The sequence below is a fragment of the Amycolatopsis sp. DSM 110486 genome, assembly GCF_019468465.1.
Classification (GTDB): Bacteria; Actinomycetota; Actinomycetes; order Mycobacteriales; family Pseudonocardiaceae; genus Amycolatopsis.
Genome location: NZ_CP080519.1, coordinates 8,214,410 through 8,240,500, shown reverse-complemented (window position 1 = coordinate 8,240,500; position 26,091 = coordinate 8,214,410). Strand labels below are relative to the sequence as shown.

At 67.3% G+C, this 26,091-nt stretch carries 29 protein-coding genes and 1 pseudogene; 13 read left to right on the top strand and 17 right to left on the bottom strand.

Annotated elements, in window-relative coordinates; translation table 11 throughout:
• The first annotated feature begins 24 nt into the window (after positions 1-24).
• On the top strand, positions 25-585 hold the full coding sequence (locus K1T34_RS39925) for a dihydrofolate reductase family protein (RefSeq protein WP_255637903.1): 561 nt from the start codon (positions 25-27) through the stop codon (positions 583-585).
• 5 nt (positions 586-590) lie between these two features.
• Positions 591-1,592, top strand: coding sequence for an RNA polymerase subunit sigma-70 (locus K1T34_RS39920; RefSeq protein ID WP_255637902.1), 1,002 nt, complete (start codon positions 591-593; stop codon positions 1,590-1,592).
• Here the strand turns inward: K1T34_RS39920 and K1T34_RS39915 are convergent.
• The gene (locus K1T34_RS39915) at positions 1,568-2,464 is read right to left on the bottom strand and encodes an AraC family transcriptional regulator (protein ID WP_255637901.1); all 897 of its coding nucleotides are present in this window, start codon (positions 2,462-2,464) and stop codon (positions 1,568-1,570) included. The genes K1T34_RS39920 and K1T34_RS39915 overlap by 25 nt on opposite strands.
• Between K1T34_RS39915 and K1T34_RS39910 the strand changes: the two genes are divergently transcribed.
• A complete protein-coding gene (locus K1T34_RS39910) occupies positions 2,363-3,487 on the top strand; it encodes an NAD(P)H-binding protein (RefSeq protein ID WP_255637900.1) in 1,125 nt (374 codons plus the stop codon). The genes K1T34_RS39915 and K1T34_RS39910 overlap by 102 nt on opposite strands.
• A 394-nt stretch (positions 3,488-3,881) precedes the next feature.
• Here the strand turns inward: K1T34_RS39910 and K1T34_RS39905 are convergent, their stop codons facing one another.
• From K1T34_RS39905 to K1T34_RS39855, 11 genes are all read right to left on the bottom strand, one after another.
• Complete coding sequence (locus K1T34_RS39905) at positions 3,882-4,157, bottom strand: hypothetical protein (RefSeq protein WP_220239881.1); 276 nt, start codon at positions 4,155-4,157, stop codon at positions 3,882-3,884.
• Between the two features lie 659 nt (positions 4,158-4,816).
• Positions 4,817-5,887, bottom strand: coding sequence for an acetamidase/formamidase family protein (locus K1T34_RS39900; RefSeq protein ID WP_220239880.1), 1,071 nt, complete (start codon positions 5,885-5,887; stop codon positions 4,817-4,819).
• A complete protein-coding gene (locus K1T34_RS39895; protein ID WP_220239879.1) occupies positions 5,884-7,404 on the bottom strand; it encodes an amidase in 1,521 nt (506 codons plus the stop codon). Before K1T34_RS39895 ends, K1T34_RS39900 begins: the two co-directional genes overlap by 4 nt.
• A 10-nt stretch (positions 7,405-7,414) precedes the next feature.
• Complete coding sequence (locus K1T34_RS39890; protein ID WP_220239878.1) at positions 7,415-8,764, bottom strand: amidohydrolase family protein; 1,350 nt, start codon at positions 8,762-8,764, stop codon at positions 7,415-7,417.
• Between the two features lie 14 nt (positions 8,765-8,778).
• Entirely contained in the window at positions 8,779-9,801 is a 1,023-nt protein-coding gene (locus K1T34_RS39885) for an ABC transporter permease (RefSeq protein ID WP_220239877.1), read from the bottom strand.
• Positions 9,798-11,399 carry a sugar ABC transporter ATP-binding protein gene (locus K1T34_RS39880; RefSeq protein ID WP_220239876.1) on the bottom strand — a complete coding sequence of 534 codons (1,602 nt, stop codon included), beginning with the start codon at positions 11,397-11,399 and terminating at the stop codon, positions 9,798-9,800. The genes K1T34_RS39885 and K1T34_RS39880 overlap by 4 nt, the downstream gene beginning before the upstream one ends.
• On the bottom strand, positions 11,396-12,313 hold the full coding sequence (locus K1T34_RS39875) for a sugar ABC transporter substrate-binding protein (RefSeq protein ID WP_220239875.1): 918 nt from the start codon (positions 12,311-12,313) through the stop codon (positions 11,396-11,398). Before K1T34_RS39875 ends, K1T34_RS39880 begins: the two co-directional genes overlap by 4 nt.
• A 328-nt stretch (positions 12,314-12,641) precedes the next feature.
• Complete coding sequence (locus tag K1T34_RS39870; protein ID WP_220239874.1) at positions 12,642-13,397, bottom strand: SDR family NAD(P)-dependent oxidoreductase; 756 nt, start codon at positions 13,395-13,397, stop codon at positions 12,642-12,644.
• Positions 13,394-13,810, bottom strand: coding sequence for a VOC family protein (locus K1T34_RS39865; RefSeq protein ID WP_220239873.1), 417 nt, complete (start codon positions 13,808-13,810; stop codon positions 13,394-13,396). The genes K1T34_RS39870 and K1T34_RS39865 overlap by 4 nt, the downstream gene beginning before the upstream one ends.
• Positions 13,807-14,808: an isopenicillin N synthase family oxygenase gene (locus tag K1T34_RS39860; protein ID WP_220239872.1), complete on the bottom strand. Its 1,002-nt coding sequence runs from the start codon at positions 14,806-14,808 to the stop codon at positions 13,807-13,809. Before K1T34_RS39860 ends, K1T34_RS39865 begins: the two co-directional genes overlap by 4 nt.
• Before the next feature lie 56 nt (positions 14,809-14,864).
• Complete coding sequence (locus K1T34_RS39855; RefSeq protein WP_220239871.1) at positions 14,865-15,860, bottom strand: isopenicillin N synthase family oxygenase; 996 nt, start codon at positions 15,858-15,860, stop codon at positions 14,865-14,867.
• 259 nt (positions 15,861-16,119) lie between these two features.
• On the opposite strand from K1T34_RS39855, the gene K1T34_RS39850 reads away from it, so the two are divergent.
• From K1T34_RS39850 to K1T34_RS39830, 7 genes are all read left to right on the top strand, one after another.
• A complete protein-coding gene (locus K1T34_RS39850; RefSeq protein ID WP_220239870.1) occupies positions 16,120-16,728 on the top strand; it encodes a helix-turn-helix domain-containing protein in 609 nt (202 codons plus the stop codon).
• 30 nt (positions 16,729-16,758) lie between these two features.
• Positions 16,759-17,478 (top strand): transposase, encoded by a 720-nt coding sequence (locus tag K1T34_RS39845; protein ID WP_220239869.1) that lies wholly within the window; start codon positions 16,759-16,761, stop codon positions 17,476-17,478.
• The gene (locus K1T34_RS54805) at positions 17,369-17,833 is read left to right on the top strand and encodes a hypothetical protein (RefSeq protein WP_370643853.1); all 465 of its coding nucleotides are present in this window, start codon (positions 17,369-17,371) and stop codon (positions 17,831-17,833) included. Before K1T34_RS39845 ends, K1T34_RS54805 begins: the two co-directional genes overlap by 110 nt.
• Positions 17,748-18,155, top strand: coding sequence for a transposase (locus K1T34_RS53825; RefSeq protein ID WP_255637899.1), 408 nt, complete (start codon positions 17,748-17,750; stop codon positions 18,153-18,155). Before K1T34_RS54805 ends, K1T34_RS53825 begins: the two co-directional genes overlap by 86 nt.
• A complete protein-coding gene (locus K1T34_RS53820) occupies positions 18,103-18,657 on the top strand; it encodes an IS5 family transposase (protein WP_255637898.1) in 555 nt (184 codons plus the stop codon). Before K1T34_RS53825 ends, K1T34_RS53820 begins: the two co-directional genes overlap by 53 nt.
• 108 nt (positions 18,658-18,765) lie before the next feature.
• Positions 18,766-19,200 (top strand): hypothetical protein, encoded by a 435-nt coding sequence (locus K1T34_RS39835; RefSeq protein WP_220239868.1) that lies wholly within the window; start codon positions 18,766-18,768, stop codon positions 19,198-19,200.
• Between the two features lie 53 nt (positions 19,201-19,253).
• Entirely contained in the window at positions 19,254-19,673 is a 420-nt protein-coding gene (locus K1T34_RS39830) for a hypothetical protein (RefSeq protein ID WP_220239867.1), read from the top strand.
• 1 nt (position 19,674) lies between these two features.
• Here the strand turns inward: K1T34_RS39830 and K1T34_RS39825 are convergent.
• Positions 19,675-20,544, bottom strand: a pseudogene (locus K1T34_RS39825) (IS5 family transposase).
• 505 nt (positions 20,545-21,049) lie between these two features.
• Here K1T34_RS39825 and K1T34_RS53815 point away from each other — a divergent pair.
• The 3 genes from K1T34_RS53815 to K1T34_RS39815 are packed head-to-tail and all read left to right on the top strand — an operon-like array spanning position 21,050 to position 21,917.
• A complete protein-coding gene (locus tag K1T34_RS53815) occupies positions 21,050-21,199 on the top strand; it encodes a hypothetical protein (RefSeq protein ID WP_255637897.1) in 150 nt (49 codons plus the stop codon).
• 23 nt (positions 21,200-21,222) lie between these two features.
• Entirely contained in the window at positions 21,223-21,444 is a 222-nt protein-coding gene (locus tag K1T34_RS39820) for a hypothetical protein (protein WP_255637896.1), read from the top strand.
• Positions 21,441-21,917 carry a hypothetical protein gene (locus K1T34_RS39815; protein WP_220239866.1) on the top strand — a complete coding sequence of 159 codons (477 nt, stop codon included), beginning with the start codon at positions 21,441-21,443 and terminating at the stop codon, positions 21,915-21,917. The genes K1T34_RS39820 and K1T34_RS39815 overlap by 4 nt, the downstream gene beginning before the upstream one ends.
• A gap of 186 nt (positions 21,918-22,103) precedes the next feature.
• On the opposite strand, the gene K1T34_RS39810 is transcribed toward K1T34_RS39815, so the two are convergent.
• The 4 genes from K1T34_RS39810 to K1T34_RS39795 form a co-directional block, all read right to left on the bottom strand.
• Positions 22,104-22,508, bottom strand: coding sequence for an ester cyclase (locus tag K1T34_RS39810; RefSeq protein ID WP_220239865.1), 405 nt, complete (start codon positions 22,506-22,508; stop codon positions 22,104-22,106).
• 895 nt (positions 22,509-23,403) lie between these two features.
• Positions 23,404-24,243, bottom strand: a complete 840-nt coding sequence (locus K1T34_RS39805; protein ID WP_220239864.1) for a TIGR03621 family F420-dependent LLM class oxidoreductase — start codon at positions 24,241-24,243, stop codon at positions 23,404-23,406.
• A gap of 214 nt (positions 24,244-24,457) precedes the next feature.
• The gene (locus K1T34_RS39800) at positions 24,458-25,201 is read right to left on the bottom strand and encodes an alpha/beta fold hydrolase (RefSeq protein WP_220239863.1); all 744 of its coding nucleotides are present in this window, start codon (positions 25,199-25,201) and stop codon (positions 24,458-24,460) included.
• 142 nt (positions 25,202-25,343) lie between these two features.
• Positions 25,344-26,039 carry an alpha/beta fold hydrolase gene (locus K1T34_RS39795; RefSeq protein ID WP_220239862.1) on the bottom strand — a complete coding sequence of 232 codons (696 nt, stop codon included), beginning with the start codon at positions 26,037-26,039 and terminating at the stop codon, positions 25,344-25,346.
• Between the last annotated feature and the right edge of the window lie 52 nt (positions 26,040-26,091).

The window sequence follows — 26,091 nt, the reverse complement described above, 5'->3', positions numbered from 1 at the left end:
AGACCCGGCCGGGTCCAACCACCCATGACGACGCTCTCTTCGCGACGCCTGGTGCTCAGCACTCTGGTTTCGCTCAATGGCGTGATCAGCAAACCGATGGCATGGGCCGGGCCCTACTTCGGCCCGGGCAGCGCGACGGCGTCGCTGGCGGCGTTGCGCGGCTGCTCGGCGATGCTGATGGGCCGGCGGACCTACGACGACTTCTCCCGGCAGTGGCCGGACACCCCCGGCGACTACGCCGCCCACCTCAACGCCATGCCGAAGTACGTGTTCTCCTCGACCCTGCGAGATCCGCACTGGACCAATACCACCGTGCTCGACACCGAGATCACCGAAACCGTCGCCGCGATGAAGCGCGAACCGGGCGGGGACTTGATCGTCTACGGGCACGGCCGGTTCGGGCGGACGCTCACCGCGGCCGGGCTGGTCGACGAGCTGGCGGTGACCGTCGTGCCCGTGATCGTCCCCGACGGCGCCTCTTTTTCCGACCCCGGCGACGCGCCGAGCGCCTGGGAGATGCTCAGCGCGGGCCCGGGCGCCGATCCGGGACTGGTGTCCTTGCACTACCGGCCACGACGAGGATGACGGACATGCCGCAGACATGGGACGATCTCCAGGAGTACCGGCCGGAGCTGGTCGCCTTGTGCTACCGGATGACGGGTTCGGCGCACGAGGCCGAGGACCTGGTGCAGGAGACCTACCTGCGAGCGTGGCGCAGCCGCGCCTCCTTCGAAGAACGCGCGTCGGTGCGTACCTGGCTGTACCGGATCGCCACGAACGTGTGCCTGACGGCGCTGCAAGGGCGGGGCCGCCGAGTACTGCCGGCCGGACTCGGCGCCCCGGGTGAGGACCCGGACGTCCCGTTGGCCACGGCCGAGGTCCTCTGGGTCACGCCGTGGCTCGGTGACCCGGCCCAGGTGGCCGAACAACGCAGGATGCTGCGGCTCGCCCTGGTCGCCAGCGCGCAGTACCTGCCGCCGCGGCAACGCGCGGCGTTCCTGCTGCGCGAAGTGCTGGCCATGCCGGCCACCGAGATCGCCCAGGTGCTCGACACGAGCGTGCCCGCAGTCAAAAGCGCCCTCCAACGCGCACGCGCCCGGCTCGACGAACTGACGCCGACGCCGGAGAACTTCGCCGAGCCGGACTCGCCCGCGGCGCGCGACGTCCTGAACTCCTACATCGCCGCCTTCGAAACCGCCGACGTCGAGGCCCTGACCCGCCTGCTGCGCGACGACGCCACCCTCGAGGTGGTTCCGTCCGGGTTGTCCCTGTCCGGGAAACGCTCGTGCGTTCCGTTCCTGGCCGAGCACGTGCTCACCGCGCCCGGGCTGTACCGGATGTACCCGACCGTCGCGAACGACCAGCCGGCCGCCGTGGCCTACTACCGGGAGCGGACCGACGAGCCCTTCCGGCCCTTCGGGTTGGCCGTGCTGACCGCGGACACCACGCACCTGGCGTCGATCACGACCTTCCTCGACCCGGAACTGGTCGGCGCGGCGGGCTTTCCCGACGACCCTGACCAGGTGCAGTTCACGCACGATGGCAGTTGCGCCGTACGGGAAAGCAGTCATCCGGCGGCGTCGGCCCGGTAACTGCCGGGGGTGGTCGCGTACTCTCGCCGGAACGCTTTGGCGAAGGCGAACGGAGAGCTGTACCCGATGGCGGACGCGACCTGCGCCAGCGTCTTGTCGGTGGTGCGCAACAGCTGAGCCGCGGTGGTCATCCGCCAGCGCGTGAGGTACGTCAACGGCGGTTCGCCCACCACGGAGGCGAATCTGCGCGCGAAAGCCGCGCGCGAAAGCCCGGCGACCGCGGCGAGCTGCTCCACCGTCCACGCTCGGCTGGGCTCGGCGTGCATGGCCGCCAGCACCCGGGACATCACGGCGTCGGTCAACGCGGCCGACCAACTCGTTGCAGTGTTTTCGGAGCCGGCCATCCACGCGCGGAGCAGATACACCAGCAGAGCGTCCACAAGCGACGGTGCCACGGCGGCCGCCCCGGGCGGCGCCTCGTACAGCTCGGCGCCGAGCAGGTCCACCATTGCCCGCAGACCCGGATCACGTCCGGGAGCGGCAGGCAGGTGGACAACCTCCGGCAGATCCCGCAGCAGCGGATGAGGACGGCGGCGGACCAGCTTGTACGCGCCGCACACGATCGTCGACCGAGCCCCGGGCCCGGGCAGCGCGAACCGCCCGAACGATCCGCCCGGCGTGTCACGAACGGGAGCGAACGGAGTGAGGTCCGCGCCCGGTGCGGAGACGATCGCGTGCGGAGTACCCCGGCCGAGCAGCACCACATCCCCAGGCCCCAGCTGAACCTCCGCAAACGCGGCCCCGTCCAGGGGAGCCAGCTGACAACTGCCTTGCAGTACAACGTGGAACGCGGCACCCAGGACCTGATCGAAGCGCAGACCCCACGGTGCGTGGACCTCGGTGAGAGCGGCGACCGGCCGACCCGCTCGCATCGCCGTCAGGATGTCGGCCAGCACGTCCATGCCGGAAGTCTACAACTGCGAGACGATGAGACAAAGAAACACGACCATCAATCATTTTCTGTCTCTTGGGATCGTCATAATCTGGCGTCAGTGTTCATTGATCGCGAACTGGAGATGACGATGAAGACGGTATGGGTTGAAGGCGCAACGGGTAAGGCGGGCAAGCGCGTTGCGGCTGCGCTCGCTGCATCGGGCGTTTCGGTGCGGGCGGCGTCCCGGCATCCGGGCGCACCCACGGCGAGTGTCACCCCGGTCCTGTTCGACTGGGCCGACGAGTCCACGTGGGCGGATTCCGTTGCCGGCGCCGACGCCCTGTTCCTGAAGGGTCTCGACGTCCTCGACAACGCGGCCTCGTTGTTCGCGCGTCTCATCGCCGCCGCCCCGCAGGCGGATCACGTGGTCCTCATGTCCGCCTTCGGGGTCGACAAGGCACCGGAGGCCGCTCCCCGCGCGCGAGTCGAGCACGTGGTGCGGGAGTCGGGCCGGAACTGGACGATCCTGCGCCCCAACTGGCTCATGCAGAACTTCGACGAGGACGACGCGGTGTACGCCAGGGCGATCCGCGACGACGCCGAGCTCTACGCGGGAAGCGGAGGCCATCGCGCGGGTTTCGTCGACACCCGCGACGTCGCCGACTCGGCCGTCGCGGTCCTGACGACCGACGGCCATCACGGCCACGGCTACGACCTCACCGGCCCTCAGTCCCTGACGTTCGCGGAAGTGGCCGACACGCTGTCCAGCGCGTCAGGGCGGGCCATCCGTCACGTCGACGCCGACCTCGAGGCGCACCGGGCGCATTTCGCCCGCTCGGGTCGTCCGAACGCGTGGGTCGACCACATGATGGATCTGTTCGTCTTCGTGCGCGCCGACGTCTTCGACGGCGTCACCGACGATGTGCGGCGGCTGACCGGCCACGCTCCGCGCACTCTGGATGCCTACGCGCGGGAGGTTTTCGCCGCGACGTCTCCTGCGCCCTCAACGTCGATCGCCTGACCAGTGCAGGTTTGGTAGCGAAGACAGTGCGCACGTGCCCGGCGGGCGCGGGGCCGATTCGGGCTTGTCCCGCGCGTCGCTGCGGGAAGTAGCCGGGACACTGTCAGCCAACGATTGTCCGGTCGAGGCGGTCGATGCGGGAGGAACCCGCCCCGTCGTGAGGAGAAGGTCACCGTAGCGCGTTACCTGTTGTCGATGCGCTGCCGCGAAAGTGAGGTCCGCGAGCCGGCGAACGAAGAGGCGATGCTCACCCGCGTCGACGAAGCATGATCTTGATGCCGTTGGCCGATAGCGGGGTTCACTGCCGAGCGGCACGACCGGTGCCCACGTCACAACGGCCAATCCTGAAGCACTCAGGCGAGAAACAGCTCAGGACGACCCGGGTCCAATGAGATCAGGATCGTGCTTGGTGAGCTCCTGTTCGACCGCTTGCCACCCGCGCGACCGTACGTACGCCGCCTCCGCCGCCGAAACAGGCGCCAGCCTTGGACTCGGCGAACACGCCGGGGTCGACCGGCAGCCACACCGCCTGTCCTTCGACCATAACGGGGACCAACCCGCCGGCGCTCGGCTCGGAGGCAGACTTTCCAGATTTCGAGACGCCTACCTCGACGACGTCGTGCAACAGCTCGTCGAGCTCCTCCACCGTGATCTTCAGCAGCTTGGCCACAGCACGAAACTTCCACCAGCACCTCGGCGGCCGGTCGACGTGACCTGCCGAAGGTCACGGGCAACCTCCCGCAGTACCACGTTCCCGCCCGTACGTCCCGGTCGCCGGGGTGCGACCGCCACGACGACGCACCCCGCAGAACTGGCAGTCGGTCGGAGTTACCTATGGGGAAGTAGATGCGGTGATGATCGATGCCGACATCTACGGCTGGGCAACCAGGGCATCCACCGGCTCACTGTCCGAACCGGACCGGACTCGCTCGGCCCGGGCCGCACACGAACTGCTGACGCACTTCAGCGCTCGATCGACGCGTTCCCACCGAATGCCCAGCCGTACTACAAGAGCATCCTTCGCATCCCTCAACTCGCACTCACCACCTGAGCGATCCGACCCCACATGCGGCCGACGGGTCAGTCCCCCGACGGGTACGCGGAACCGCAGCACCGAAGAGCCGGCACGCGGCGGCGCTGACCCGGCGACGCTGGTGGCCGCGCTAGCCACAGTTCGTCGAACGACCTGGTCCAGCGCAAGCCGGTATCACCGTCGAGAGCACTGAGCGACCTTCCCCCTGCGACCGCTTCCTGCCTACGCACCGTTGACGCGATCTTGTTTGTTTCCAGCGAAAATGGCCGGTCCGGGGTCTCCGCTCGCGATTGCCCTCACCTGCCGGGGAAGTCCGCCTTCCGGATGGTGGCGTGAACGCCCTTGACGACGTCGACGACCTGGGAGATGCGGAAGTCGGTGGCGGCCGACAGGTAGGCGTACGCGGTGGGTGCGTCCATGCTGTAGCGAATGCCGAGCAGGGCGATCGCGGCCCGCACGGCGCTCTGCATCGCGACGTCGAGATCCTCGTCGAGGCCGGTGGGGATGAGGAACTCCGCTGTCTCCGCGATCGGGGCCACGAGGTCGCCGAAGTCCCGTACGGCGCTCTCGTGCGGGATCACGTCGAAGCGCACGGTGGCGCGCAGGCTGGCCTCGAGTGCGGTGAGGCTGACCTCGCCGTCGCCCTGGGCGAAGTGGGGGTCGCCCACGTACGCGAGGGCCCCGTCGACCTGCACCGGCAGGTACAGTGTGGCGCCGGTGGTGAGCAGCCGGATGTCGAGGTTGCCGCCGTGTGGCCCCGGGGGGACGCTGTGAGGCCGTCGGTCGCCGGCCACCGCGACGCCCATGATCCCGAGGAACGGGGCGAGGTCGAAGCGGGCCGGCCCGATGACGCCCTTCCCGTCGACGACGGGGGTGAAGACGCTGTGCACCTGCTGATCGTCGAGCGGGTAGGTGTCGGGGAGCGCACCCTTCGCGTGGCGGTTGCTGACCACGCCGTAGGGCACGCGGGGCAGGGTCTCCTCGACCGTGATCGCCAGCAGGTCCCCGGGCAGCGCGCCGCTGACCGCGACCGGCCGGGACACCACGTGCGGCCCGTCGACACCGAACGTGTGGTCGGGCTCCCCTGCGGGGCCGCCGGCCGCGAGCGCGATCGCGTCTTCGAGCACCTCGGCGACGTCGTACGCGCCGAAGAACGCCTTCGGGTCACGCCCCTGGTCCTCGAGGATGCCCTCGTGGCTGATCGTGTCGAAGGTGACGCTGGAGCCGCTGTCGACCGTGAGCACAGGGCTGTCGGTGGCGCACGGCAGACGGCCCCACAGGACGTGGTCGAGCGTGCTCGGCAGGTATGCCGCCGCCCGGATCGGCCCTGTGCCGGGCTGCAGCGCCGGCATCAACTGCCCGGTCATCGCGCCGAGCCCGCCGGCGATTGGCCCTTCGTCGCACCGACGGCGGCGGTGGAGAAGTCTGCCGACTGTGCGAGGCGCAAGAGATCGTGGTCGCGGCCGGGAGAAGCGACCAGACCAAGGCCGCACGGCAGTCCCTCGCTCGTTCTCAGCGGGATGCTCAACGCGGGTGCGCCCGCTATCGAGGCAAGGCAGGTGAGCCGGAGCGTTGCTTGACGCACAGGCTGGATCTCGGCGTGCCCGAGCGGGGCCACGGTGGGGGTCGTCGGCAGGATCAGGACCCGGTCGGCGAGATTCTCTCGGATCTCGGTCCGAGCCGAGGAGACCACCTCGGCCGCACGCGAGGCTTCCTCGGAAGTGACATTACGGGCGTAGGCGAATCGGTCGCGCACGTCGGCGCCGAGATGCTCTTCTCGCCCTTGGATCCAGTCGCCGTGTGACTGCCATGCCTGGAACGCCTGCAGGGTGCGGAAAGCAGCGCTCCAGACATCGAGTGGTGGCCGCCATTCATCGTCGATCCGAGTGCGGCTCGGCATGGCGCCGAGGACCGCAGCAGCAACGTTGGACTCCGCCTGATCGAGGAGCGCGGCGGCAACGACGTAGGTCGTCTCTCCGCTCGCCTGATCCTGCGTCTGACTGCTCATCTGGCGTGGTGGCAACAGCACGCTGCCGACGCGCGCCAGAGTCTCGGCGTCGCGAGCCAGCCACCCGACGGTGTCGAAGGTGGGAGCCAGCGGCATCATGCCCTCGACCGACACGGCGCCGTGCGTCGTGCGAAGGCCGTAAAGGCCTTGGTAGGAGGCCGGCACGCGGACGGAGCCGGCTGTGTCCGACCCGAGACCCACGGTTGCCTGCCCAAGGCTCACCGCACTCGCGGGCCCGCTCGTCGAGCCTCCCGAGCGTCGATGCGGCGCTCGGGGGTTCGGCGGGGTGCCGTAGTGGTGGTTGTCTCCGGCGATGGAGTAGGCGAACTCGTCGGTCCGGGCGATCCCCTTGAGGGAGGCACCGGCGTCGAGGAGCCGCTGCACGGCCGGAGCGTTCACCTGCGCCGGCGAGGCCTGCGCGAGTCTGGCGGGGTTGCCCGCCCCGACTGGAAAACCGCGGACTTCGAAGATGTCCTTGATCGCCACCGACTCGCCGGCAAGCGGCCCGTTCTCGCTTCCGTCCGCGCGAACGACCAACGGATCGCCGACGATGCGCCAGATCCTCGAGTCAACGGCCGGCGCCGGTTGATGGACGTGGGCGACGGTCACCTGCCACTCCCCGTCGATGCGTTGCCACAACTGAGTCTGCTGGCCCTGTCCCCCGGCTTTGAACTCCGTGACGGCCACGACCATCGCATGGTTTTCGTCGATCGGCCGTACGTGGACGTCGACGATGTAGCGGCGTGCTGCACCGCCACGTCCGGCTCGGAACGAGCTGATCTGGTGGTGACCGACCAGCAATCCGGCCGCATCGCCTCGAAGCGTTGCGTCGCCGGGAGCGAAGAGCCGATCCAAGCCGGCCAGATCGTTGTCCATGAGCGCACGTTCATAACTCCAGAACGCCCGCATCAGACCGTCCTGAGGAGAACGGGGGGTGCTGTGTATCAACGGTGCCTCGCTTGACGGTGTCGAAGTTGGGTGGGGTCTGGAGTACGGGCCGGAGCCGGGTGAAGGTGAGCCGTCCGTGCTTGAGGCCCCACAAGGGCTCGGAGATGGTGGCGACCGCATTGGCCCCGCTGTCGGTCGGCAGACAGATCAGATCTGCCGGCGCTCCTTCGACCAGGCTTGCCGCGCTGCCGGGGTCGACCACCCGGGCCGCGCCATCGGTCACCAGTGAGAAAGCCTGCTCGAGGCCCTCCCCCGACAGGTGGGTGATGTTGGCGTAGAGGTTGGCCATCCGGATCAGTGACCCATCCCCATAGGGAGTGAAGGCGTTCAGGACGTTGTTGGTTGCCACGGAACACCGCAAGCCGTTGCCTATGAGGGATTTCATGTCGAGCACCCCGCGGGGCTTGGAGTGGCTGGTTGCCCTGCCCATGAGGAACAGATCGGTGGCCGGCAGCACGGTGAAGGCGAGGTCGGCGTCAACGGCCAGCGCCGTGAGTTCGGCGAAGCGTTCCGGCGTCACAAAACTGAGCTGCGTGACGTGCCCCACCGTCACCCTGCCCTGCATCCCGTGCTGGATGGTGCGCCGGCAGACCTCCTCGATGAGCATGCCGCCGGTGGTCTCGGCGAGGTCGAGATGGAGGTCGATGGGGACCTCGAAGTGCTGTGCCCGCTCGAAAATCCAGTCGAGCTGGCCGAGCGGGTCCACGTCGGCGTACGGCGCACCGCCGAGGACTGGAGCACCTTGTGCCAGAGCAGCGTCGAGGAGCGCCTTGGTCTCCTCGGACTGGGTGAGACCTTCTTGAGCGAAAACGCAGACCTCGACGTCGACATAGTCGCGCCAGTCATCGGCGAGTGCGTTGATGGCGCGGAAGGATTTCAAGGAGACGACGTCGTCGACCTCGACCTGGGTGCGGATGCGGGTGGTGCCGTGGGTGACGCAGTCGCGCAGTGTCTGCTCTGCTCGTTGGTAGACGTCGTCTTCGGTGAAGCCCTTCTTCAGATCCGCGGTCTCGGTGATGGCAGAGGCGAGCGTGCCGTCGAAGTGGCGGTAGCGTGGCATCAACCGGGACTTGTCGAGGTGCAGGTGGGTGTCGACGAATCCGGGTGTCACCAAGTTGCCGCCGGCGTCGAGTGCTGCCCGGCCTGCGAGATCGGGTGCCAGGCGACACACGACTCCCCGGGAGATCCCGATGTCGATCGGGGTCTCGCCGGTTACGACGCGGGCGGACTTGATGACCAGGTCATAGACGGTGTTGTCGATCGTGTCGTGGTCGTCGTGACAGCTCATGTTTCCGCGGGCCCTCAGGGTGTCTCGGCGGGTTCGGGGAGCGACCCCGCGCGGTGGTTGTAGCGGATTCGGGCGAACTGGTGCCTGAGACCGGTGAGAGACTCGCCGCGGCTGAAGGCGTCGAAGCCGACCGCAGCGACGATGACGCAGCCCTGGACGATGGATTGCCAGTAGGCGTTGATGCTTGCCTGGTTGAAGAAGTTCTGGAGCACGGCCAGGATCGCCACGCCGGTAAGGGCTTGCCAGACTCGGCCCTGCCCGCCGATGAGCGAGACGCCGCCGATGAGCGCGGCGGCGATGACCTGCAACTCGATGCCGGTGCCGATGTTGGCCTGTCCCGAGCCGACCCGGCCGACGTAGAGAACGCCGGCTACTCCTGCGGTCAAGCCGGTGATGACGTAGGTCAGCGTGCGGGTGCGATCGGTCCGGATCCCGGAGATGTAGCTGGCTGTGTTGTTGCCTCCGGTGGCGTAGAGGTCTTGGCCGTAGGTGCTGAAGGCGAGAACGATCGTTGCCACCAGGGTGAAACCGGCCAGGACGATGGCGCTGACCGGGAACGAGCCGCCGATGCGGCCGGAGCCGAGGTCGGCGAGGAGGCCGTCGTGGACGGAGTAGGTCGCTCCGCCGGAGTACAGCAGGGCAGCGCCACCGACGATCTGTGAGCTGCCGAGGGTGGCGATCAGGGGGTTGATGGCGAGCTTGGTGACCATGAGGCCGTTGGCCAGACCGATGACCCCGGCGATCGCGAGGGTAATGACGATGGCGAGGAGTGGGGGGTGGTGGAGGGCGAGCGCGGAGCTGACGGTCGCTGCGAGCGCGTAGGTGGCTCCGACGGAAAGGTCGAAGCCGCCGCTGATGAGGCAGAAGGTCATGCCGAGCGCCATGACGGCGATGGGGGTCCACTGGTCGCTGATGTTGACCAGGTTGCCGGCGGTCAGGAAGCTGCTTTGCCGGCTGGCGATCACGACCATCACGATGAGGGCGAGGACGATGCCGTAGCGGCGGCCGGCGAAGCGGATGGTGTTCAGGGAGTTCATGGGGCTCCCTCCTCTACGGCGATGGGAGTGGGTTCGAGCAGCATGGCTGCGTACGCTTGCTCGCGGCCTTCGGCTCCGGAGGAGGTCGCGACGACCCGGCCGTGTCGCATGACCAGGACGCGGTCGCAGAAGCCGAGGAGGTCTTCGGTCTCCTCCGAGGCGATCAGGACCGCGGTGCCCTCGGCGGCGGCGGCTTCGACGACGCGGAAGATCTCGTCTTTGGCGCCGACGTCGATGCCGCGCATGGGCTCATCGACCATGAGGACGCGCGGGCGGGCGTGGAGAAGCTTCGCCAGGACGACCTTCTGCTGGTTCCCGCCGGAGAGGGTGCCGGCCGCCGCTTTGAGACGGTGGGCAGGGAGGCTGACTGCGGCACCACAGTCGGCGGCTGCGGCGTAGGCGCGCTTACGTCTGACGAGGCCGCACCGCGCGGGCCGCGTGATGGTGCTGACGGTTATGTTGGTCCAGGACAGTTGACGCAGGATCAAGCCCTGCGTGCGCCGGTCTTCGGGTGCGAGAGCTATCCCTTGGGTGAGTGCCTGGCGTGGCGTGCTGGGCCAGGCCGTGGCGCGCCCGTCCACGCGCATCTCCCCGCCGAGGACAGGCTCCAGTCCTGCGATGGTTCGCAGCAGACGAGTACGTCCAGAGCCCACCAGCCCGACCAGGCCCACGATCTCGCCGGGGCGGATGCAGAGGTGGTCGATGCGCAGCCGGCCTGGTGTCACGATGTCACGCACCTCCAATGCCGGAGCGGGTTTGGTGCTGTCCGGTGGGTGTGAGCGGTTGCGAGTCACAGCGTTGACGGCGCGGCCCACCATGGCTGTGGTCAAGGAGTCCGTGGTGAAGGTCGATGCCCTACCGTGGGCCACGACTGCGCCGGCCCGCAGGACGGTGATCTCGTCGCCGAGCTCGAGCACCTCCTCGAGGTGGTGGCTGATGAGCAGGACCGCGGTTCCCCGGGAGCGAAGCAGTCTGATGATGGCGTGGAGCTTGAGGCGCTCCTCGGCGCCCAGCGCGGCGGTGGGCTCATCCAGGACCAGGACGCGGGACTCTTGCTGGAGCGCACGGATGATCTCGATCTGCTGCTGCACGGCGACCGGCAAGCCCAAGCTGGCGCCGGTGGTGGGCACGTCCAGCCCCAGGTCGGTGCACACCTGATTGAAGGCGGACACCATCATGCGCCGTCTGCGGATGCCCAGGACGTGCATCTGCCGGCCCAGGAAGACGTTGGCCACCGGGTCCAGACCGGGGACGAGGCTGGGCTCTTGGTGCACAGCGGCGATGCCGAGCTTCCTGGCGTGGTGAGGACCGTGCAGGTGCACCTGGTGTTCGTCGAGGACGAGCGAGCCGGCATCGGGTTTGACCACGCCGGTGAGCATCTTGAGCAGCGTCGACTTCCCCGCACCGTTGGCCCCGACGAGACCGTGCACCGTCCCGGCGCGAAGCGTGAGCGTCACGCCGTCGACAGCCTTGATGCCCGGGTAGGCCTTGTGCAGGTCCACCGCAGCGAGCACCCTGCACTCCGGCGCGCGTTCGCTCCCGTCCCGGGCGTGCTTCACGCCCGGGACGGCGCCCAGATCGGGACGGGCGATGCTCATCCCACGCTCCAGGTCGACTTGAAGCCGGCGGCGTTGGCCTTGGTGATGACCGGGTCTCCACCGTGGAACATCGGGTCCTTGAGGACGTTGTAGACCTTCGTCGTGAGATCGAAGCCGGGAACGTCGATCTTCTGACCTCGCATGGTCTGGATGGCGGCTTGGAGTGCGCGGGTGGCTTCTTCCACGGGTAGGCCGGCGATGTCGGCGTAGACCTGCCCGGCCTTGACCATGTCGACCACGTTGGCGGCTCCGGCGAGCGAGACGACCTTGATGTCGCCCAGCTTTCCGGTGTCGATGAGCCACTTCATCGAGGGTGTGGCGGTGTTGTCGTCGCCGAAGACGATCCCGTTGATGTCGGGGTGGGCCTGCATGATGTCCTGGGTGGCCGCGAGGCCGGTGGCTCCGTCCCAGTTGCCTGGGACGGTGGCGACCAGGTCGAGGTTCGGATACTTCTTGAGCTCGTCGAGGAAGCTCTGGGTGGTCAGCTGGACGATCGAGCTGCTGGCCGGCCCCGGAAGATAGGCGACCTTGCCGCCGTTGGGGAGCGCCTTGTGCAGATAACCGGCGAAGAGCCGACCTGTCTCGGATTCCAGGCGTCCGAAGAATCCGATGGTGCCGGGCGAGTACAGATCCTGCACGTGGCCGCAGATCGGTGTGTTGTAGATGGAGACGATCAGGTGCTGGGCGGCGTCGGTCAGCGCTCTGCACACCGACTGCCCGTCGATGGCCTCGACAACCAAGGCCTTGTACTTGCCGCTGGAGACGGCGTCCTGGATCTGAGTCAGTTGCTTGCCGGAGTCGAAGTCGGCGCTGAAGACGTCCATCTTGACGCCGTCCTTCGCGGCCAGCGCCTTGGCGGCGTTCGTCGCCGACTGGAGGTAGGAGTTGCCGAGGCCATCGGTGAAGAAGGCCACCGCACCACTCGAGGAGCCACCGTTCGCACCGGAGTCCGAAGACCCTGCGGAGCTCGACGCCCCGCAGGCCACGAGGCTGAAGGCGGAGAGCGATCCGATGATCGCCGCAGCGATCGGGCGGCAACGAGGTCGAGTCGTCGGCCGGCTTTTCGATCCAGTGATTATGGGCATGGCTGATGGACCTTTCGCTCGCTGAGGAGTCGCGTCTCGACGGTGTGATGGCGCTCAGAGGTGCGCGCCGGCCCTCGTCGGGCCGAGGCTTTGTGTGCGGGGCTCGCGCCGCTCATCGGTGCCAAGGGCGGCGGCCGGCGCGAGCGCTATCGGTGGTTCACAGGGCGGTGTATCCGCCATCGACGGCGAACGCGGTGCCCGTGACGTAGGAAGCTCCCGGGGAGGACAGGAAGAGGACCGCCTCCGCGATCTCTTCGGGCTTGCCCAGTCGACCCATCGGCGTACGGGCGGCCACCTGGTCGGCGTTGTCCTTTCCGGACTGCTCCATGATTACGGTGTCGATTCCTCCGGGGTGGACCGAGTTCACGCGGATGTCGTCGCGGACGTGTGCCATCGCGGCATGCTTGGTCAGTACCGTGACGCCGCCCTTGCTGGCGTGGTAGGCCGCGCCACCTTCGGCGCCGACGAGCCCCCAGATCGAGGAGGTGTTGACGATCGAGCCACCGCCGTTGGCGATCATCGCCGGGATGACGGTGCGCATTCCGAGGAACACACTGGTCAGGTTCGCGGCGATGGTGCGGCTCCAGCCCGGCATGTCCTCCTCCGTGATCGGCGTGCCGTTGAAGACGCCCGCGTTGTTGAAGAGCACGGTCGGCTCGCCGTAAGTCGACCGGCATGTCTGCAGAGTCTCCTGCCACGCGGCCTCGGAGGTGACGTCGTGGATCACGAAGCTGACTTCGAGGCCGCGGCCGGTGAGTTCGGCCGCGGTCTGCTTCCCGACCTCACCGAGCAGGTCGGTCATCAGCACCTTGGCACCCTCCTCGGCGAGCCGGCGGGCCGTGGCCGCGCCGATACCGTTGGGGTGTGCGGTCCCGGTGACGATGGCGACCGCACCGGTCATGCGACCGGTCACGTCACGCTCCCGAAGATGTGGTTGATCCGGAACACGTTGCCCTCCGGATCGGTCAGCACGGCCTGGTACCAGCCGTAGGAGGTCTCGTAGGGCTCCTTGACCAGGGTGGCGCCCGCGGCGACGGCGGAGTCGATCAGCAGGTGGACCTCGTCGTGAGAGCCGGTCTCGAAGTTGAGCAGGAAGCCGGCGCCTTGGGTCTCGCGCAGGGGTTCCAGGTGAAGCAGGTCGTAAACCTCCGGGGAGAGGAACCCCAGGCCGCTCGCGCCGGTGGAGAAGCCGCGGAAGACGTTGTTGCGCATCTGCTCGACCTCACTCAGGCCGAACAGCTCGGCGTAGAACCTGGGCAGGTCCTCAAGATTCTTGGCGAAGACGTTGACCCAGTTCAGGACGCCGGCGCTCGTGGTGGTGGTCACGCGATCTCCTCCTCGTCGATCTGCTGCTGAGCGAACTTGGCAGCGAGGTACTCGCCGTTCTTGATCGGGGCGTACTTCGCCGGCCGGTCCGGGCCCTGGCAGGTGGGGATGCACTCGATGACCGCGTCGTAGTTGGGCTGGAAGAACATGACGATCGAGATGCGCCTGTTGGTGGGAACGACGGTGCGCTCGGGGTTGACGACGCGGTGCATGGTGGAGACCCAGGTGTCGTTGGTCCACCGCGCGAGGGAGTCGCCGATGTTGACCACCAAGGAGTCCGGGATGACCGGAACATCGACCCACTCACCGGCCTTGTTGAGCACCTGCAGGCCTCCGGAGTCGACCGCTTCCTGCCACAGGACCGTGAACGCGGTGTAGTCGGTGTGCTGGCCCACCCGCATCTGTCCCGGCAGTGGCTGCTCCTCCTGAGAGGGGTAGTAGTTCACGCGCATGATGCTGGTGTGCTTGTCGATCTTCGGGAGGAAGTAGTCGGGCTCGAGGTCTAGCGCCATCGCAAAGACCTGGCTGAGCAGCTGAGCGGTACCCGTCATGGTGTCGAACATGTCGGTCAGGACCGGCTTCATCGCGCTCGGCGTCTCCGGCCACACGTTCGGAGCGAACGCCGCACCACCGGCCTCGTGGTAAGCGTCGGCAGGCACATCGGACGGCCCGACGTCGAAGAGCTCCTTGATGTCCGGCGGAGCGGCCATGTTGTCGAGCTGCGCCAGCGACTCCACACCGAGCCCGATGTAGCCGCGGATGTGCGAGGGGTCGGGCCGGCCGGCCGCGGCCTTGGCGGACACGTCCTGTGCGAAGAACTCCAGGCTCGTCTCGTAGGCGGTCTTGATCTTCTCCGGGGCCACGCCGTGCCCCTTGATGACCAGGAAACCGATGTCCCGGCAGGCCCGCCCGACCTCGTCGGCGATGCGCCGGCGGGTGGCCTCGTCTCCATCGCGGAATCCGCTGAGATCGATCAGGGGAACGTCAAGAAGCGTCATCGTGCTCACTCACTTTCTGGCTGGCTGGCCGGATACGTGGCTCGGATGTCTGGTGCTCAGTAGTCGTTCTGGGAGCGAACGAACATCTCCAAGAGGTGCTCGCCGGACGTGGTGGTCGGGTACTTGGGCGTCGCGCCCTCGGGCAGGCAGCTGGGGATGCACTCGATCACTGCGTCGTAGTTGGGGTTGTGGAAGAAGATCAGCGACTGCCGCCGGCTCGTCGACGCCTGCTCAGCCGGGGGGTTGACGACGCGGTGGAGGGTGGACACCCACTCGTCGTTGGTCCAACGGGCCATGAGGTCGCCGATGTTGACGATGAAGCAGCCCGGGAGAATGGGGACATCGCGCCACTCCCCTTCGGCGTTGCGGACCTGGAGTCCGCCGGGGGCGTCCTCGGTGGCCAGGATCGTCAGGCTGCCCCAGTCGGTGTGGGCGCCGGCCCGGATCTGGCCGGGCTCTGCCGGGTTGTCGGTCGCGGGGTAGTTGCGGACGCGGAGCCTGCTGATGTGGCGGTCGAGCTTGTCCTCGAAGTACGACTCTTCCTCGCCCAGGGCCAGCGCGAAGGCCCGCATCAGCTCATCCGCCAGCTCCGACATCGCCTCGTAGTACTCGGTCCAGATCTTCTGGAACTCCACCGGCTCGTCAGGCCAGAGGTTGCGGGCGAAGTGCTGGCCCGCCGCCGGCGCGAACGCGTAGTCGTCTGGCGGGACGTCGATCGGCCCGATCTGCATGCTTTCGTTCAAATCGCCGGCTTTGGCGTTGAGGTCACGAGAGCGGCCGATGGACTCACCCGCCACGCCCAGGTAGCCGCGCAGGACGCCGGGCTGCGGCTTGGCCACGCTCAGCTTCCGCTCCGCGCGGAGGTCGAAGAACTGGCGTGAGATCTCCCTGGTGCGCTCGATGAGCGCAGGGTCGACGCCGTGTCCGTTGATCACGAGGAAGCCGATGTCACGGCACGCGCGGTCGACCTCCCTCGCGACCTTTGCGCGCGCCTCGGCATCGCCGGTGAGGAACGGGTGCATGTCGATGACGGGAACGTCAAGCAGCCTCATGTCTGGAAGCTCCTGTCCGGTTGAGCTAGGGGGCCGGCGGAGTTGCGCGCAGCGCACGCTGTCGCGGGGATCCTGGCCCGGGGGCGGAATGTTCCTGCGAGGAACAGTGGCCAGCAGTTATTACCGGCTTCGTATGCTCGTGTTTCGCGTTGGTGAACTGTTCCCGTGGGGAACATTGGTTGCATGGGCGACGGCGAGCCGGTGAGCGTCCGCCGATATGATCAGGACGACGGGTTCGCATGGAGGAGAGCAGGAGCAGATGGATCAGGGACGCAGTGACCGGATGCTCGGCGCCCTGGGCGCCGGGATCCGGGAGCGTCGGCAGTCGCTCGGGCTGACCCTGAAGGATGTCGAGGGAGCCACCGGGCTCTCGCATCCGTTTCTGAGCAAGATCGAGCGGGGCCTGTCGCGCCCGAGCATGCGCACGCTGACGCTGATCGCGGACGTGCTCGGCACTACGGCACACGCGCTGGTCGCGTTGGGCAGCGCGGAAGACTTCGGCGGAGTCCAACGACGCTCAGCCCTGGAGGTCGAGCACAGCACCGGCATGGCTCGCTTCCTCGTCCGCGGAGCCTGGCCCTTCCTGCCGGTCGAGTACCGCTCAGGGCCCAGTGAGTTCGAGGAGTACTACACACACGCCGCCCGCGAGATGATCTACGTCGCCTCGGGGCGGTGCGAGATGGAGGTCGAGGGCCACGGCACCTTCAAGCTGGGTGCCGGCGAGAGCCTCTTCTACGGCGGCCACGTCAAACACCGATGGCGGCAACTCAACAAGGGCTCGCTTCGCGTGCTTCTCATTCAAGAGAGCCTCGAAGCGACGGCGACTCTCGGGCCGGACCAGCCCGAGCGCAGCCTGCCGCCCAGGTAGGAGACTGTAAAACGTCCGGTGTAACAGCTGATGAGCCGCGCGAAAGCCGGCTGGCTGACGCTGACCGGTGAGGGCGGCGTGCTGCAGCAGCTGACCGAACGGCAGCTGGAGTCCGTGTTGGACGGCGAGATCACCGCCCATGTCGGCAATGACAAGCACGACCCCACCGGCCGCGGGACCAGTAACTCGCCCCAACGACACCGATCCAAGACCGGTGCCCACCGACGTCGTCTCGGGTGCAGACCGGTGTGTCGCGCGGCCGGGATGCCAGCTTCGAGCCCGAGATTCGCGGCCAAGCGGCAGAAACGTGTGGGCGGCGCGGTGATCTCCCTGGCCGCGAAGGGCCTCACGACCGGCGAGATCTGCGCGCACCTGGCCGAGGTCAATGGCGCCGAAGTCTCGCGCCAGACTATCTCCGCCATCACCGACGAGGTGGTCGAGAGCATAGTCGAGTGGCAGAAGCGGCCGCTGGACCCGGGGCGGCTTCTACCGATCGTTGCGAATGATCTTGGCCATGAGTTGGCGTTCCGCTTGTTGCACCATCTGGTGTTCTCTTTGCTGCCGCGCTGCCCGAGTGCGTGCGGGTCGCAGAAGGCGCGCGGTCATTTCCGCAGACGAACAGGCCGACGGCCACGCCGCCATCCAAACTCTGTACCGCTACACCAGCAGCTTCCGCACGTACAACCTCACCATCGACACGACCCACACCTACTACGTACTCGCGGGCAGTATGCCAGTACTCGTTCATAACTGCGAGCCGTGGAGTAGCCCGGGCAGGCTTGCGCAAAAGTATGCGGCCCATGGCAAAGAATTTGGCAGTGAATCAATACGTGAGTACGAAGACGGTGCAATCGATCTAACGTGTCAATGTGACGGAGGCCGCAGAGATGTGCTCCGCAGGGTAAATTCCACCACTGGAAAGACGTATTACTATGACCCCGAGAGTGGTGAATTCGCCATCACGTATACTGACCCCACGACTAGGGCGTGTCTGACAAACATCGTCTGTGGCAGCTGGGATGCTGTCGGTCGTGTCGCGGTTTCAGTTGCTGTCAGACGAGCAGTGGGCGTTGATCAAAGACTTGTTGCCGGCGCGGACCGGTAAGCGGGGTCGTCCGTTTTCGGATGCGCGGGCGATGGTGGAGGGGATCGTCTACCGATATCGGTGTGGGATCGCGTGGCGGGACGTGCCCGAGGTGTTTGGTTCGTGGCAGACGATCTGGACCTGGCATCGCCGGATGGCGGGGGACGGCACGTGGGACATGGTGCTGCAGCGGCTGCTCACCGCCGCGGACGCGGCCGGGCAGATCGACTGGGCGGTGTCGGTGGATTCCACGATCGCGCGGGCGCATCAGCACGCCACCAACGTCAGGCGTGTCACGGGGGGCTGGGTCGAATTACACGGATCTGCTCGCCGAGCCGCCTGATCACGCGATCGGCCGCTCCCGCGGAGGCTGGAGCACCAAAGTTCACCACCTCGTCGACGGCAACGGGCGGCCGCTGGTAGCTCTGGTCGGGCCCGGCCAAGCCGGGGACGCGCCGATGTTTCCGCACCTGATGCGACATCTGCGCGTCGCTCGAATGGGGCGTGGCCGGGCGCGCACCCGTCCCGACCGGGTCCGGGGCGACAAGGCCTACTCCTCGCGAGCGATCCGCGGGCACTTGCGCACCCGCGGCATCACCGCCGTGATCCCCGAACCTGCCGATCAGGTCGGGCACCGCGCACGGCGGGGTTCACGAGGCGGCCGCCCACCAGCGTTCGACCCGGTCGACTACCAAGGCCGCAACGTCGTCGAACGCGGCTTCAACCTGCTCAAACAATGGCGCGGCCTGGCCACCCGCTTCGACAAGTTGGCCATCGTCTACCGCTCCGCAGTAGTCCTCCATGCCGTGATCACCTGGACCAAGGCTTTGTCAGACATGCCCTAGGCGTAACGCGGGGATTCTAAATTACTATCATCTGGATGGTGGAATTCGATCTTTCGACGGGATGCCGGGTGATCTCGAGTGATGTCGCGGATTGAAAGTGAGAGCAAAATGGATTTCGATGAGAGTTTCACGCTTCGTCTACAAGAATTCGGACTTTCGCCGGCATCGAAGGTGAGAGACACGCCTCGAACCCTGGTGGATAAGTGGGATGGATTTGCCAGCGAATGCGAGGCCTCATTTGGTGGATCGCTGGACGAGTACTATGGGCGACTCGGGGTTCGAAGTGTTCTGTCTGGATTGCTCAAACATCGACAAATGATCGCGTTTCGGGAAGTGATCGATATCGCCGGCGACGTTGCTCGAATCGATGCACTATTCGCGCAATGCCTGGATTTTGACCAAAATCCCCGTATTGACAGAAGTAGTATTGACGATGGCACGGCGTGGTACTGGAATCATTTTCCGAAGTACTGTGGTCCCGAGCTCGCGTCTGAGCTGTTCGAGAACTATGGAATTCGGGTGGAAGTAAGGACGAGGTCATGACCAAAGAGGATTGAGATGTCATCGGTCAACTGCCGTCGTCGGAACGGGGCGGCATGGTCGCCGCGTTTGGCGCGACTACACTTATCTACTCCGACGACGACATGGCCGTCGGCTGCCGCGCCTGCGAGGGCAGTGGAGGGTTACACGGGGCGACCGAGAGCGACTGGGGTGTCGCTACCGACGCCGCGACCGGGAAACGGGTTCCCATGTCCTACGCGGACTCGTTCAGCTGCTCCGTCCGCAGCCTGGAGCTCGAAGGTGACGAGCTTGATCTCGTCGACGTTGGGAGGGAGCACTACCTCGACCTCGACACCCCCGAGGATCGCTTCCCGGTTGACGAGGACTTCGCCTACGAGAGCTGGCGCGACGACCGACTAAGTGAGTTGTACAGGACGAATCCCTTCATCTGGAGAATCACGCCACCCTCTCCAGGTTCGGACTTCTGGCCCAGGTACCTAGGCGGTGTGCTGTAAGTTATCGGAGCCAGAGCACGATGGCGGCGATATTGAGTTCGGCGTGGTGGTAGGCGGCGCGTTTGGCGTAGCGGGTGGCCAGGTCGCGGAATTGTGTGCGTCGGTTGAAGCAGCGTTCGACCACGTTGCGCTGCTTGTAGACCTCGGCGTCGAAGGTCGGTGGTCGCTCGCCGCGGGAGTCTTTGGCGACACGGCGGGCGATCTGGTCATCGCGCTGCGGGCTGACGAAGGCGATCTGCCGGTCTCGCATCGCCTGCCGGGTCGAGGGATGCGAATACGCCTTGTCCGCGATCACCGTCTCCGGCCGGCAGCGGGGCCGGCCTGGTCCGGGGCGGGCGACGCTGATGCCGTCCAGCAGCGGCAGCAGCTGCGTGTTGCCTCCAGCTTGGCCTGGGGTGAGCAGGAACCGGATCGGCAGACCGCGCCCGTCGACGGCGAGGTGAATCTTGGTGCTCAGTCCGCCTCGGGACCGGCCAAGTCCTTCTCCGTCGAGGGCGGGGGTTTCGGTGTCGTCGCTGCATCCCCTTTTTTCCGGGCGCCCGCAGCATGCTGCTGCGCCCGGACCACGCTCGAGTCAACCGAGATGATCCACTCGAGGTCGCCGACGGCGTCGTCTTTGACGATCACCCGGTCGAGGATCTTGTCCCAGGTGCCGTCCTTGGTCCACAGCCGCAGCCGTTCATGCGCGGTCTTCCACGGTCCATACCGTTCGGGCAGGTCACACCACGGGGTGCCGGTGCGCAGTTTCCACAGGATCGCGTTGATGACTTGGCGGTGATCACGCCACCGCCGGCCACCGCTTTTGCCGCGGAGGCAGCAGTGGCTCGATCACCGACCACGCCTTGTCCGTCAACTCACCGCGACCAACCACCGCGCATAGTTACCAGACACCGAGGTCACCACTTACAGGACACGTCCTAGGTGTATTTGGCCATCAGGTTGGTGGCAGTCGGCTGGTGGGTGGGTGGCCGTCGAGTGCGCTGTGGCGGCGTTGAGTGTTGTAGTACTCGAGCCAGGGGCAAGAGCAGCGGCTCGGTCGGTGTTGCTGGTGAAGTGTTTCGGACACTCAATTGCCCCATGGGGCGCGGGTGGCTTCGGGTCCAACTACTGAGAACCTGCAGGTCAACCGGGTAGTTGCAAGCGTGTAGATAGTGAGCAAGATCGTCCTCGGACACAGATTCATGGGAGATCTCCCACACCACAGAGTAAGGGACCCGCTACGGCGGGTCTTTCTCACGTCGACGATCACCGCAGCTCAGCTACGCTGATCATGGACGCGCCTTCCCCGAGGGGAGGTGGCGCATGACCGGGCCGCTCAGCTAGTTGTCCCTGCCCGCCCGGTCCCCCGTTCCCGCAGCGGCCGCACCTCCCCTTCGATGCCCGTCCCGCTCGGGCTAGCCCTGCTGACGTCTCGCGACTCGAGCGGCGGCCCGCGCGTGTCGATGGCCGTCATGGACACCGGAGGGCGGCTGCAGGATCGCGGCGCCGTCGAGGCCCTCGGCTGGCGCCCGGCGACAGGCTGCTGATCACCCTCGTCCAGACCTCGGTCGTGATCCACCGCCGAGCGGACCGGGTGTTCGTGATGCCCCGCAAGCCCTACGTCGTCCTGCCCAGGCCCGTCCGCAGACGCTGCGGCGCCCGCGCCGGCAGTCGGCTGCTTCTGGTCGCCGACCCCAGCCACGACGCGCTCATCGTCCACCCCGAGCCGGTCGTGCAGGCAATGCTGCGCACCTCCCACACCTCCCTCGCCGTCACCGAGGAGCCCGCATGAACGCGCCCGCGCCCCAAGAACTCGAAGCAGCACGGCTGCTTCTGGCCCGTCTCGGCGTCGACCCCACTGACCTGATCACCACCGAGCCCGCGCCCGACACAAAGGAGAACCAGCGACCGATCCCCACGATCAGCGAATGGATCCCCGTCGTGGCCTCGCTCGTCTCCCCCAGCACGGCAGCCTCCTACGGCTCCTACTGGAACAAAGCCGAAGCGCAGTGGGGCGATCGCCGGATGGACACCATCACCGCGACCGAGATCAAAGCCATCTCCGAGACCGTCCGCCGCACCGCCCTGGTCCGCCGCAACCCCCGCGGTGGACGCAACGCCGCCGAGAACATCGTCGCCGCCGTGCGCTGCCTCTACCAGCACCTCGAAAACGACGGCCGCCTCGAGCAACACCACAACCCCGCCCGACGCGTCACCAAACCGCGCCACAACGCCTCCACGCGCCGCGCCCTCACCAACAGCTAGCTTGCCGAGCTCAACGAGGTCGTAGCCAGCACCGGCGACGACCCCGAGCTCGACGCTCTGATCTGTCGCCTGCGCGAGGAAGGCGCCTGCCGGCGAGGCGGCGCCTTGGCCCTCCGGCCCCGCGACCTGGATTCCCAGCAAAGCACGATCCTGCTGCGCGAAAAGGGGAAAGTCTCGGTGAGGTTGTCATGCGGTGATCTGCTGGTGGAGCTGGAAGAGCTCCTCGACGTGTCGCAGCTCGACGACCTTGCCGTCGACGACCCGCATCAGGTCGGTCCCGGTGAAACTCACCGGGCGGCCGGTGGCGGGCGTGCCGAGCCACTGGCCGGTGTGGATGCCGGTCATGCGCCAGTGTCCGACGATCCAGCCTTCGCCGGCCTCGGTGAGGTGCAGCACCTCGTGTCGAGTGGCGGTGAAAGCATCGCGGACGGCGGCGACGAGCAGCCGCATACCTTCGACCCCCGAGGAGGTGCCGGGAATCGGATTGTGGTCCACCAGCTCGGGTGCCAGGACGTCGTCGAGAGCGGCGACGTCGCCGATGTCGAAGATCCGGTAGATTTGCGTCGCTACAGCGCGGGCGTCGGTATTCATGAGTTCTCCTGTCCGGTTGGATTCGGCGGTAGAGCGATCAATTTCACGCTGAGGTCGAGCAAGGGCTTTCTATGGCGGGTAACGCCATCGGCAGCCCGCAGCACCTCAGCGAGATCAAGGTCTGGGCTGACGACCGGAAGCTCGTAGACGGCCGGGGCTGACTGGCGGTGCGAGGACAGGGCTCCGAAGACGACGAGCCGGCCCCCGTGGTGCGAGTGCCCGCACCAGGGTCGCTCCCACGTGCGCGGCAACGCTGTCGATTGCCTTACGCGGTCCCCCCTCGGTCGCCTGCACGAGCCGAGCGACCCGATAGTCGTCCGAAGTGGACAAGACGACGTCAGCACCCAGCGCCACAGCTCAGCGATCTGGTCGCGGCGGCGAACCAGGTTCACCGTGCGGAATCCCTCGGCACGGTGAGCTGCAGCACGAGCCCGCCCACGGCTGAACCGGCCGCGGTCTGGGTCAGGACGTCGCCAGAGCGCGGACGGTGTTCAGACATGGTCAGCATCCCAGCCGCCACCAGGTTGACGATCGCCTGGGCCGCGGTGTCGTCGTCGATGCAGGCAACGCGGGGCGGCGCCCGTACCGGCCGCGCACGAGATGCAGGTCCGAGGTGTGCACCGGAGCGGCGAGGATCCACATGATCACCTCACCGCGCCACGGCCGTGGATCCGGAAGGTCCCCGGAGCATTTCGGCCCGTTCCCCGATGCCCTCGAACACGAACGCCTTCACGATCGTCCTTTCCGGATGTTCATCGGCTCAGACGCCCTGGACGATGCGCGGGCCGCGCGGCGGCTTCGACCTTTCCGGGCTCGCAGCGCAGTTCGACCGGGGACCAGGTCACCGAGGATGGCTCCCTTCGGCGATCTTTCCGGCCACTGTGGACAGCCGGCCTCAGCGGAGGAGTTCGATGACCTTTCCGAACTCCTGCATGGCCGGCTCGAGCACGCTGAGGTAGGTGATGCCATGGGTCTCGCGGTAGTCCAGCAGCCGGTCTGCGATCGTGCGGGCGGAGCCGACCAGCACGCCCGGCAGGGACAGCAGGTGTTCCTCAGGAAGGTCGGGGGCCGCCGCGCGGGCGAAGGACAGGTCGACCTCCCCGGAAACCGACACGGTTGAGACGAAAAGATTGAGCTGCAAGGCGGAGAGTCGACCACCCGCTGCCATCCGGACGAACGAGACGCGGTCGTCCAGCACCTTCGCCGGGTCCGCACCGGGCCGGGTCGCGGACAGGAGCGACAGCCCCACGATGTCGGCTTCCCGCGCCGCGAGCCGCAGCATGCGGTCGCCGTCGCCGGCCAGCAGCAAGGGCGGGACCGGGACACCGACGGCCGCGAGGGCCTGCTTCATTTCGGCGACAGTGCGGGCCAGGCCCTCGACCCGCGCTCCCCCGCTGGGGAACGGCACCCCGGCGGCCTCGAACTCCGCCGCGATAGCGCCGGTACCGAGGCCCACCTCCAGCCGGCCGTCCGTGAGGAGAGCCGTGTCGGCGACGTCACGGGCGAGCAGAGCCGGACGATAAAATCCGGCATTCAGCACGTACGTGCCCACGGTCAGTGAGGTCGCCTCGGCCACGGAAACCAGCGCGGGGAACGGCGCCGGCATACCGAGGTGGTCGGGGACCTGCAAGGTGTCGTAGCCGAGATCTTCGGCCTGCCGGGCCCTGGCCTGCCACGTCGAGCGTGAGCCGGTGGCCAGGAGGCTGACGCCGAAGCGGAAGGGACGGTTCGTCATGAATTTCTCCTTGTTTTGCTGGTGGGCCATGGAACCTGGCCCGGCCTGATGTGGTGGTACTCCCCCAGCGCCTCGGCCCACGACCGGACCTCGATGATCAGGCGGATCTTCTGAACGAGGGTGTCGTCGTCGCTGAGCGGGTGACCCGAAAGGGGTATATGACCGGTCATCTTATGGGGTGGGAACAAAGCCGCACCGTGATCACGTCACGGCTTCAAGAATCTCCTTCTCGCTGCCGGCGAGCGCCCGCTGGTGCGAACCAGCGATCCAGGCGACGGAGAAACCCCGCGAAGTTCTCACGGAACCAGGAATGCCCCGAACCGGCGACCGTCTCGACCGTCACGCCGCGAGCCCGCAGTTCCTGCGCATGCGCTTCGGTGATGTACTCACTGCCGTCGGCACCCAGGACAAGCGCCGGCCACGGCGCCGGTTCCGGGGAGTGGTCGTAGCCGGCACCGGCGGCGAGCCCGGGGATGGCCGCGGGGTCGGTCCGCCACATAGAGTCCCAGCGCAGGGCCAGGTCGTCCCTGGGCCAGCTTTCACCCAGGCGCGCGCGGAGCTGAGCCGGTTCGGTCCACTCCAGCCAGGAACTCCACTCGACCCGGGACCGTTTGTCCTGCTCGGCCGACATCCGCCACGCCGGATCGAGGTACACCGCACTGCCCGGCCGGATGGCGTGCGCCGCCACCGCGAGCGCGAGACCGCCCAGCGAGTGCCCGACTGCGAGATCGATCCGGGTGTGGCCGACCGTGTCGATCAGGTCGAGCGCCCAGTCGGTCGGCGAGTACCGGCCGCGCGGACTCCGGCCGTGACCACGCAGGTCCGGCGCCAGCACCGTGTACCCGCGCTCGGCCAGACTGGGGCCCAGCCGGTGCCACGAAGCACTGTCGCTGAAGAGCCCGTGGACGAGCAGTGCGGTCCTGGCACCTCCCGTCCAGCGGCGAACGTGCAATTCCATCTTCGTCCTGACTGTCGCAAAGGGACGTGACCCCGGAGCCGAGCACCGACGGAGCCACGCCCTCGATCTTGCCCCCGCCGCGGGCGCCGCGAAAATGCCTCTGAAGCACCGCGACTATGCCCGGCGGGCATGGTCGAACGGGTCACACCCAGCCGTCGAGCGCCGCGACGAATCCCTTGTGGTCGTCCAGGTGAAGGAAGTGACCGGTGCTCGGCACCGTCCGGACGGTGAACCCGACGTCTTGGAAGTGGTCGGCGAGAGCCGGAGCGATCAGGTCGCTCGTGCCGGCCCGCACGATCAGCGACGGCACGACCGGGAACACCGGGACGTAGGCGGTCTCGAGGTAGTCCATGTGAGTCGTCTCCGGGTCCCAGGTGCCGAGTTCCGCCACCCTGGCCGCCACCAGCTCGTCACTCCACTGTGGATGTGCGGCTCGCGCGTCGGCGTGCGACCACCCCTTGGCGGTTCGGATCGCGGGCTGCGCCTCGCCGTAGCCGACGCCCTGCCACGGGTACCAGGCCGGATCGGCGTAGATCGCGCGGGCAGGTCGGAGCCGCTCGGCGATCATGGCGAGCAGCACACCGCCCAGTGAATGCCCGATCGCCAGTTCGGGCTCGGCCGGCAAGGTTTCGAGCAGGTCTTCGGCCCACCGCTCCCGGCTGTAGCGGGTGCGAGCGCTACGCCCGTGGCCCGCGAGATCCGGCGCGAGGACCCGATAGCCCGCGCGGGTCAGCTCGGGAACGAGCCGCTGCCAGGTGGCCGAGCTCGACGAGAGGCCGTGGATCAGCACAGCCGTGCGCTCACCGTCGCCGTACTCCTCGACGTGCAATCGCGTCATCAGATCTCCTCCGTGCCGGGAAACCGGCTTGGTGACGGATACTTCTCCAGTC

Coding starts and splice junctions, on each gene's coding strand:
- K1T34_RS39925 (WP_255637903.1), top strand. CDS start 25: ATGACGACGCTCTCTTCGCGACGCCTGGTGCTCAGCACTCTGGTTTCG.
- K1T34_RS39920 (WP_255637902.1), top strand. CDS start 591: ATGCCGCAGACATGGGACGATCTCCAGGAGTACCGGCCGGAGCTGGTC.
- K1T34_RS39915 (WP_255637901.1), bottom strand. CDS start 2,464: ATGCGAGCGGGTCGGCCGGTCGCCGCTCTCACCGAGGTCCACGCACCG.
- K1T34_RS39900 (WP_220239880.1), bottom strand. CDS start 5,887: ATGACCGGGCAGTTGATGCCGGCGCTGCAGCCCGGCACAGGGCCGATC.
- K1T34_RS39895 (WP_220239879.1), bottom strand. CDS start 7,404: ATGGACAACGATCTGGCCGGCTTGGATCGGCTCTTCGCTCCCGGCGAC.
- K1T34_RS39890 (WP_220239878.1), bottom strand. CDS start 8,764: ATGAGCTGTCACGACGACCACGACACGATCGACAACACCGTCTATGAC.
- K1T34_RS39885 (WP_220239877.1), bottom strand. CDS start 9,801: ATGAACTCCCTGAACACCATCCGCTTCGCCGGCCGCCGCTACGGCATC.
- K1T34_RS39880 (WP_220239876.1), bottom strand. CDS start 11,399: ATGAGCATCGCCCGTCCCGATCTGGGCGCCGTCCCGGGCGTGAAGCAC.
- K1T34_RS39860 (WP_220239872.1), bottom strand. CDS start 14,808: ATGACGCTTCTTGACGTTCCCCTGATCGATCTCAGCGGATTCCGCGAT.
- K1T34_RS39855 (WP_220239871.1), bottom strand. CDS start 15,860: ATGAGGCTGCTTGACGTTCCCGTCATCGACATGCACCCGTTCCTCACC.
- K1T34_RS39850 (WP_220239870.1), top strand. CDS start 16,120: ATGGATCAGGGACGCAGTGACCGGATGCTCGGCGCCCTGGGCGCCGGG.
- K1T34_RS39845 (WP_220239869.1), top strand. CDS start 16,759: ATGAGCCGCGCGAAAGCCGGCTGGCTGACGCTGACCGGTGAGGGCGGC.
- K1T34_RS53825 (WP_255637899.1), top strand. CDS start 17,748: ATGCTGTCGGTCGTGTCGCGGTTTCAGTTGCTGTCAGACGAGCAGTGG.
- K1T34_RS39835 (WP_220239868.1), top strand. CDS start 18,766: ATGGATTTCGATGAGAGTTTCACGCTTCGTCTACAAGAATTCGGACTT.
- K1T34_RS39830 (WP_220239867.1), top strand. CDS start 19,254: ATGGTCGCCGCGTTTGGCGCGACTACACTTATCTACTCCGACGACGAC.
- K1T34_RS53815 (WP_255637897.1), top strand. CDS start 21,050: ATGCCCGTCCCGCTCGGGCTAGCCCTGCTGACGTCTCGCGACTCGAGC.
- K1T34_RS39815 (WP_220239866.1), top strand. CDS start 21,441: ATGAACGCGCCCGCGCCCCAAGAACTCGAAGCAGCACGGCTGCTTCTG.
- K1T34_RS39810 (WP_220239865.1), bottom strand. CDS start 22,508: ATGAATACCGACGCCCGCGCTGTAGCGACGCAAATCTACCGGATCTTC.
- K1T34_RS39805 (WP_220239864.1), bottom strand. CDS start 24,243: ATGACGAACCGTCCCTTCCGCTTCGGCGTCAGCCTCCTGGCCACCGGC.
- K1T34_RS39800 (WP_220239863.1), bottom strand. CDS start 25,201: ATGGAATTGCACGTTCGCCGCTGGACGGGAGGTGCCAGGACCGCACTG.
- K1T34_RS39795 (WP_220239862.1), bottom strand. CDS start 26,039: ATGACGCGATTGCACGTCGAGGAGTACGGCGACGGTGAGCGCACGGCT.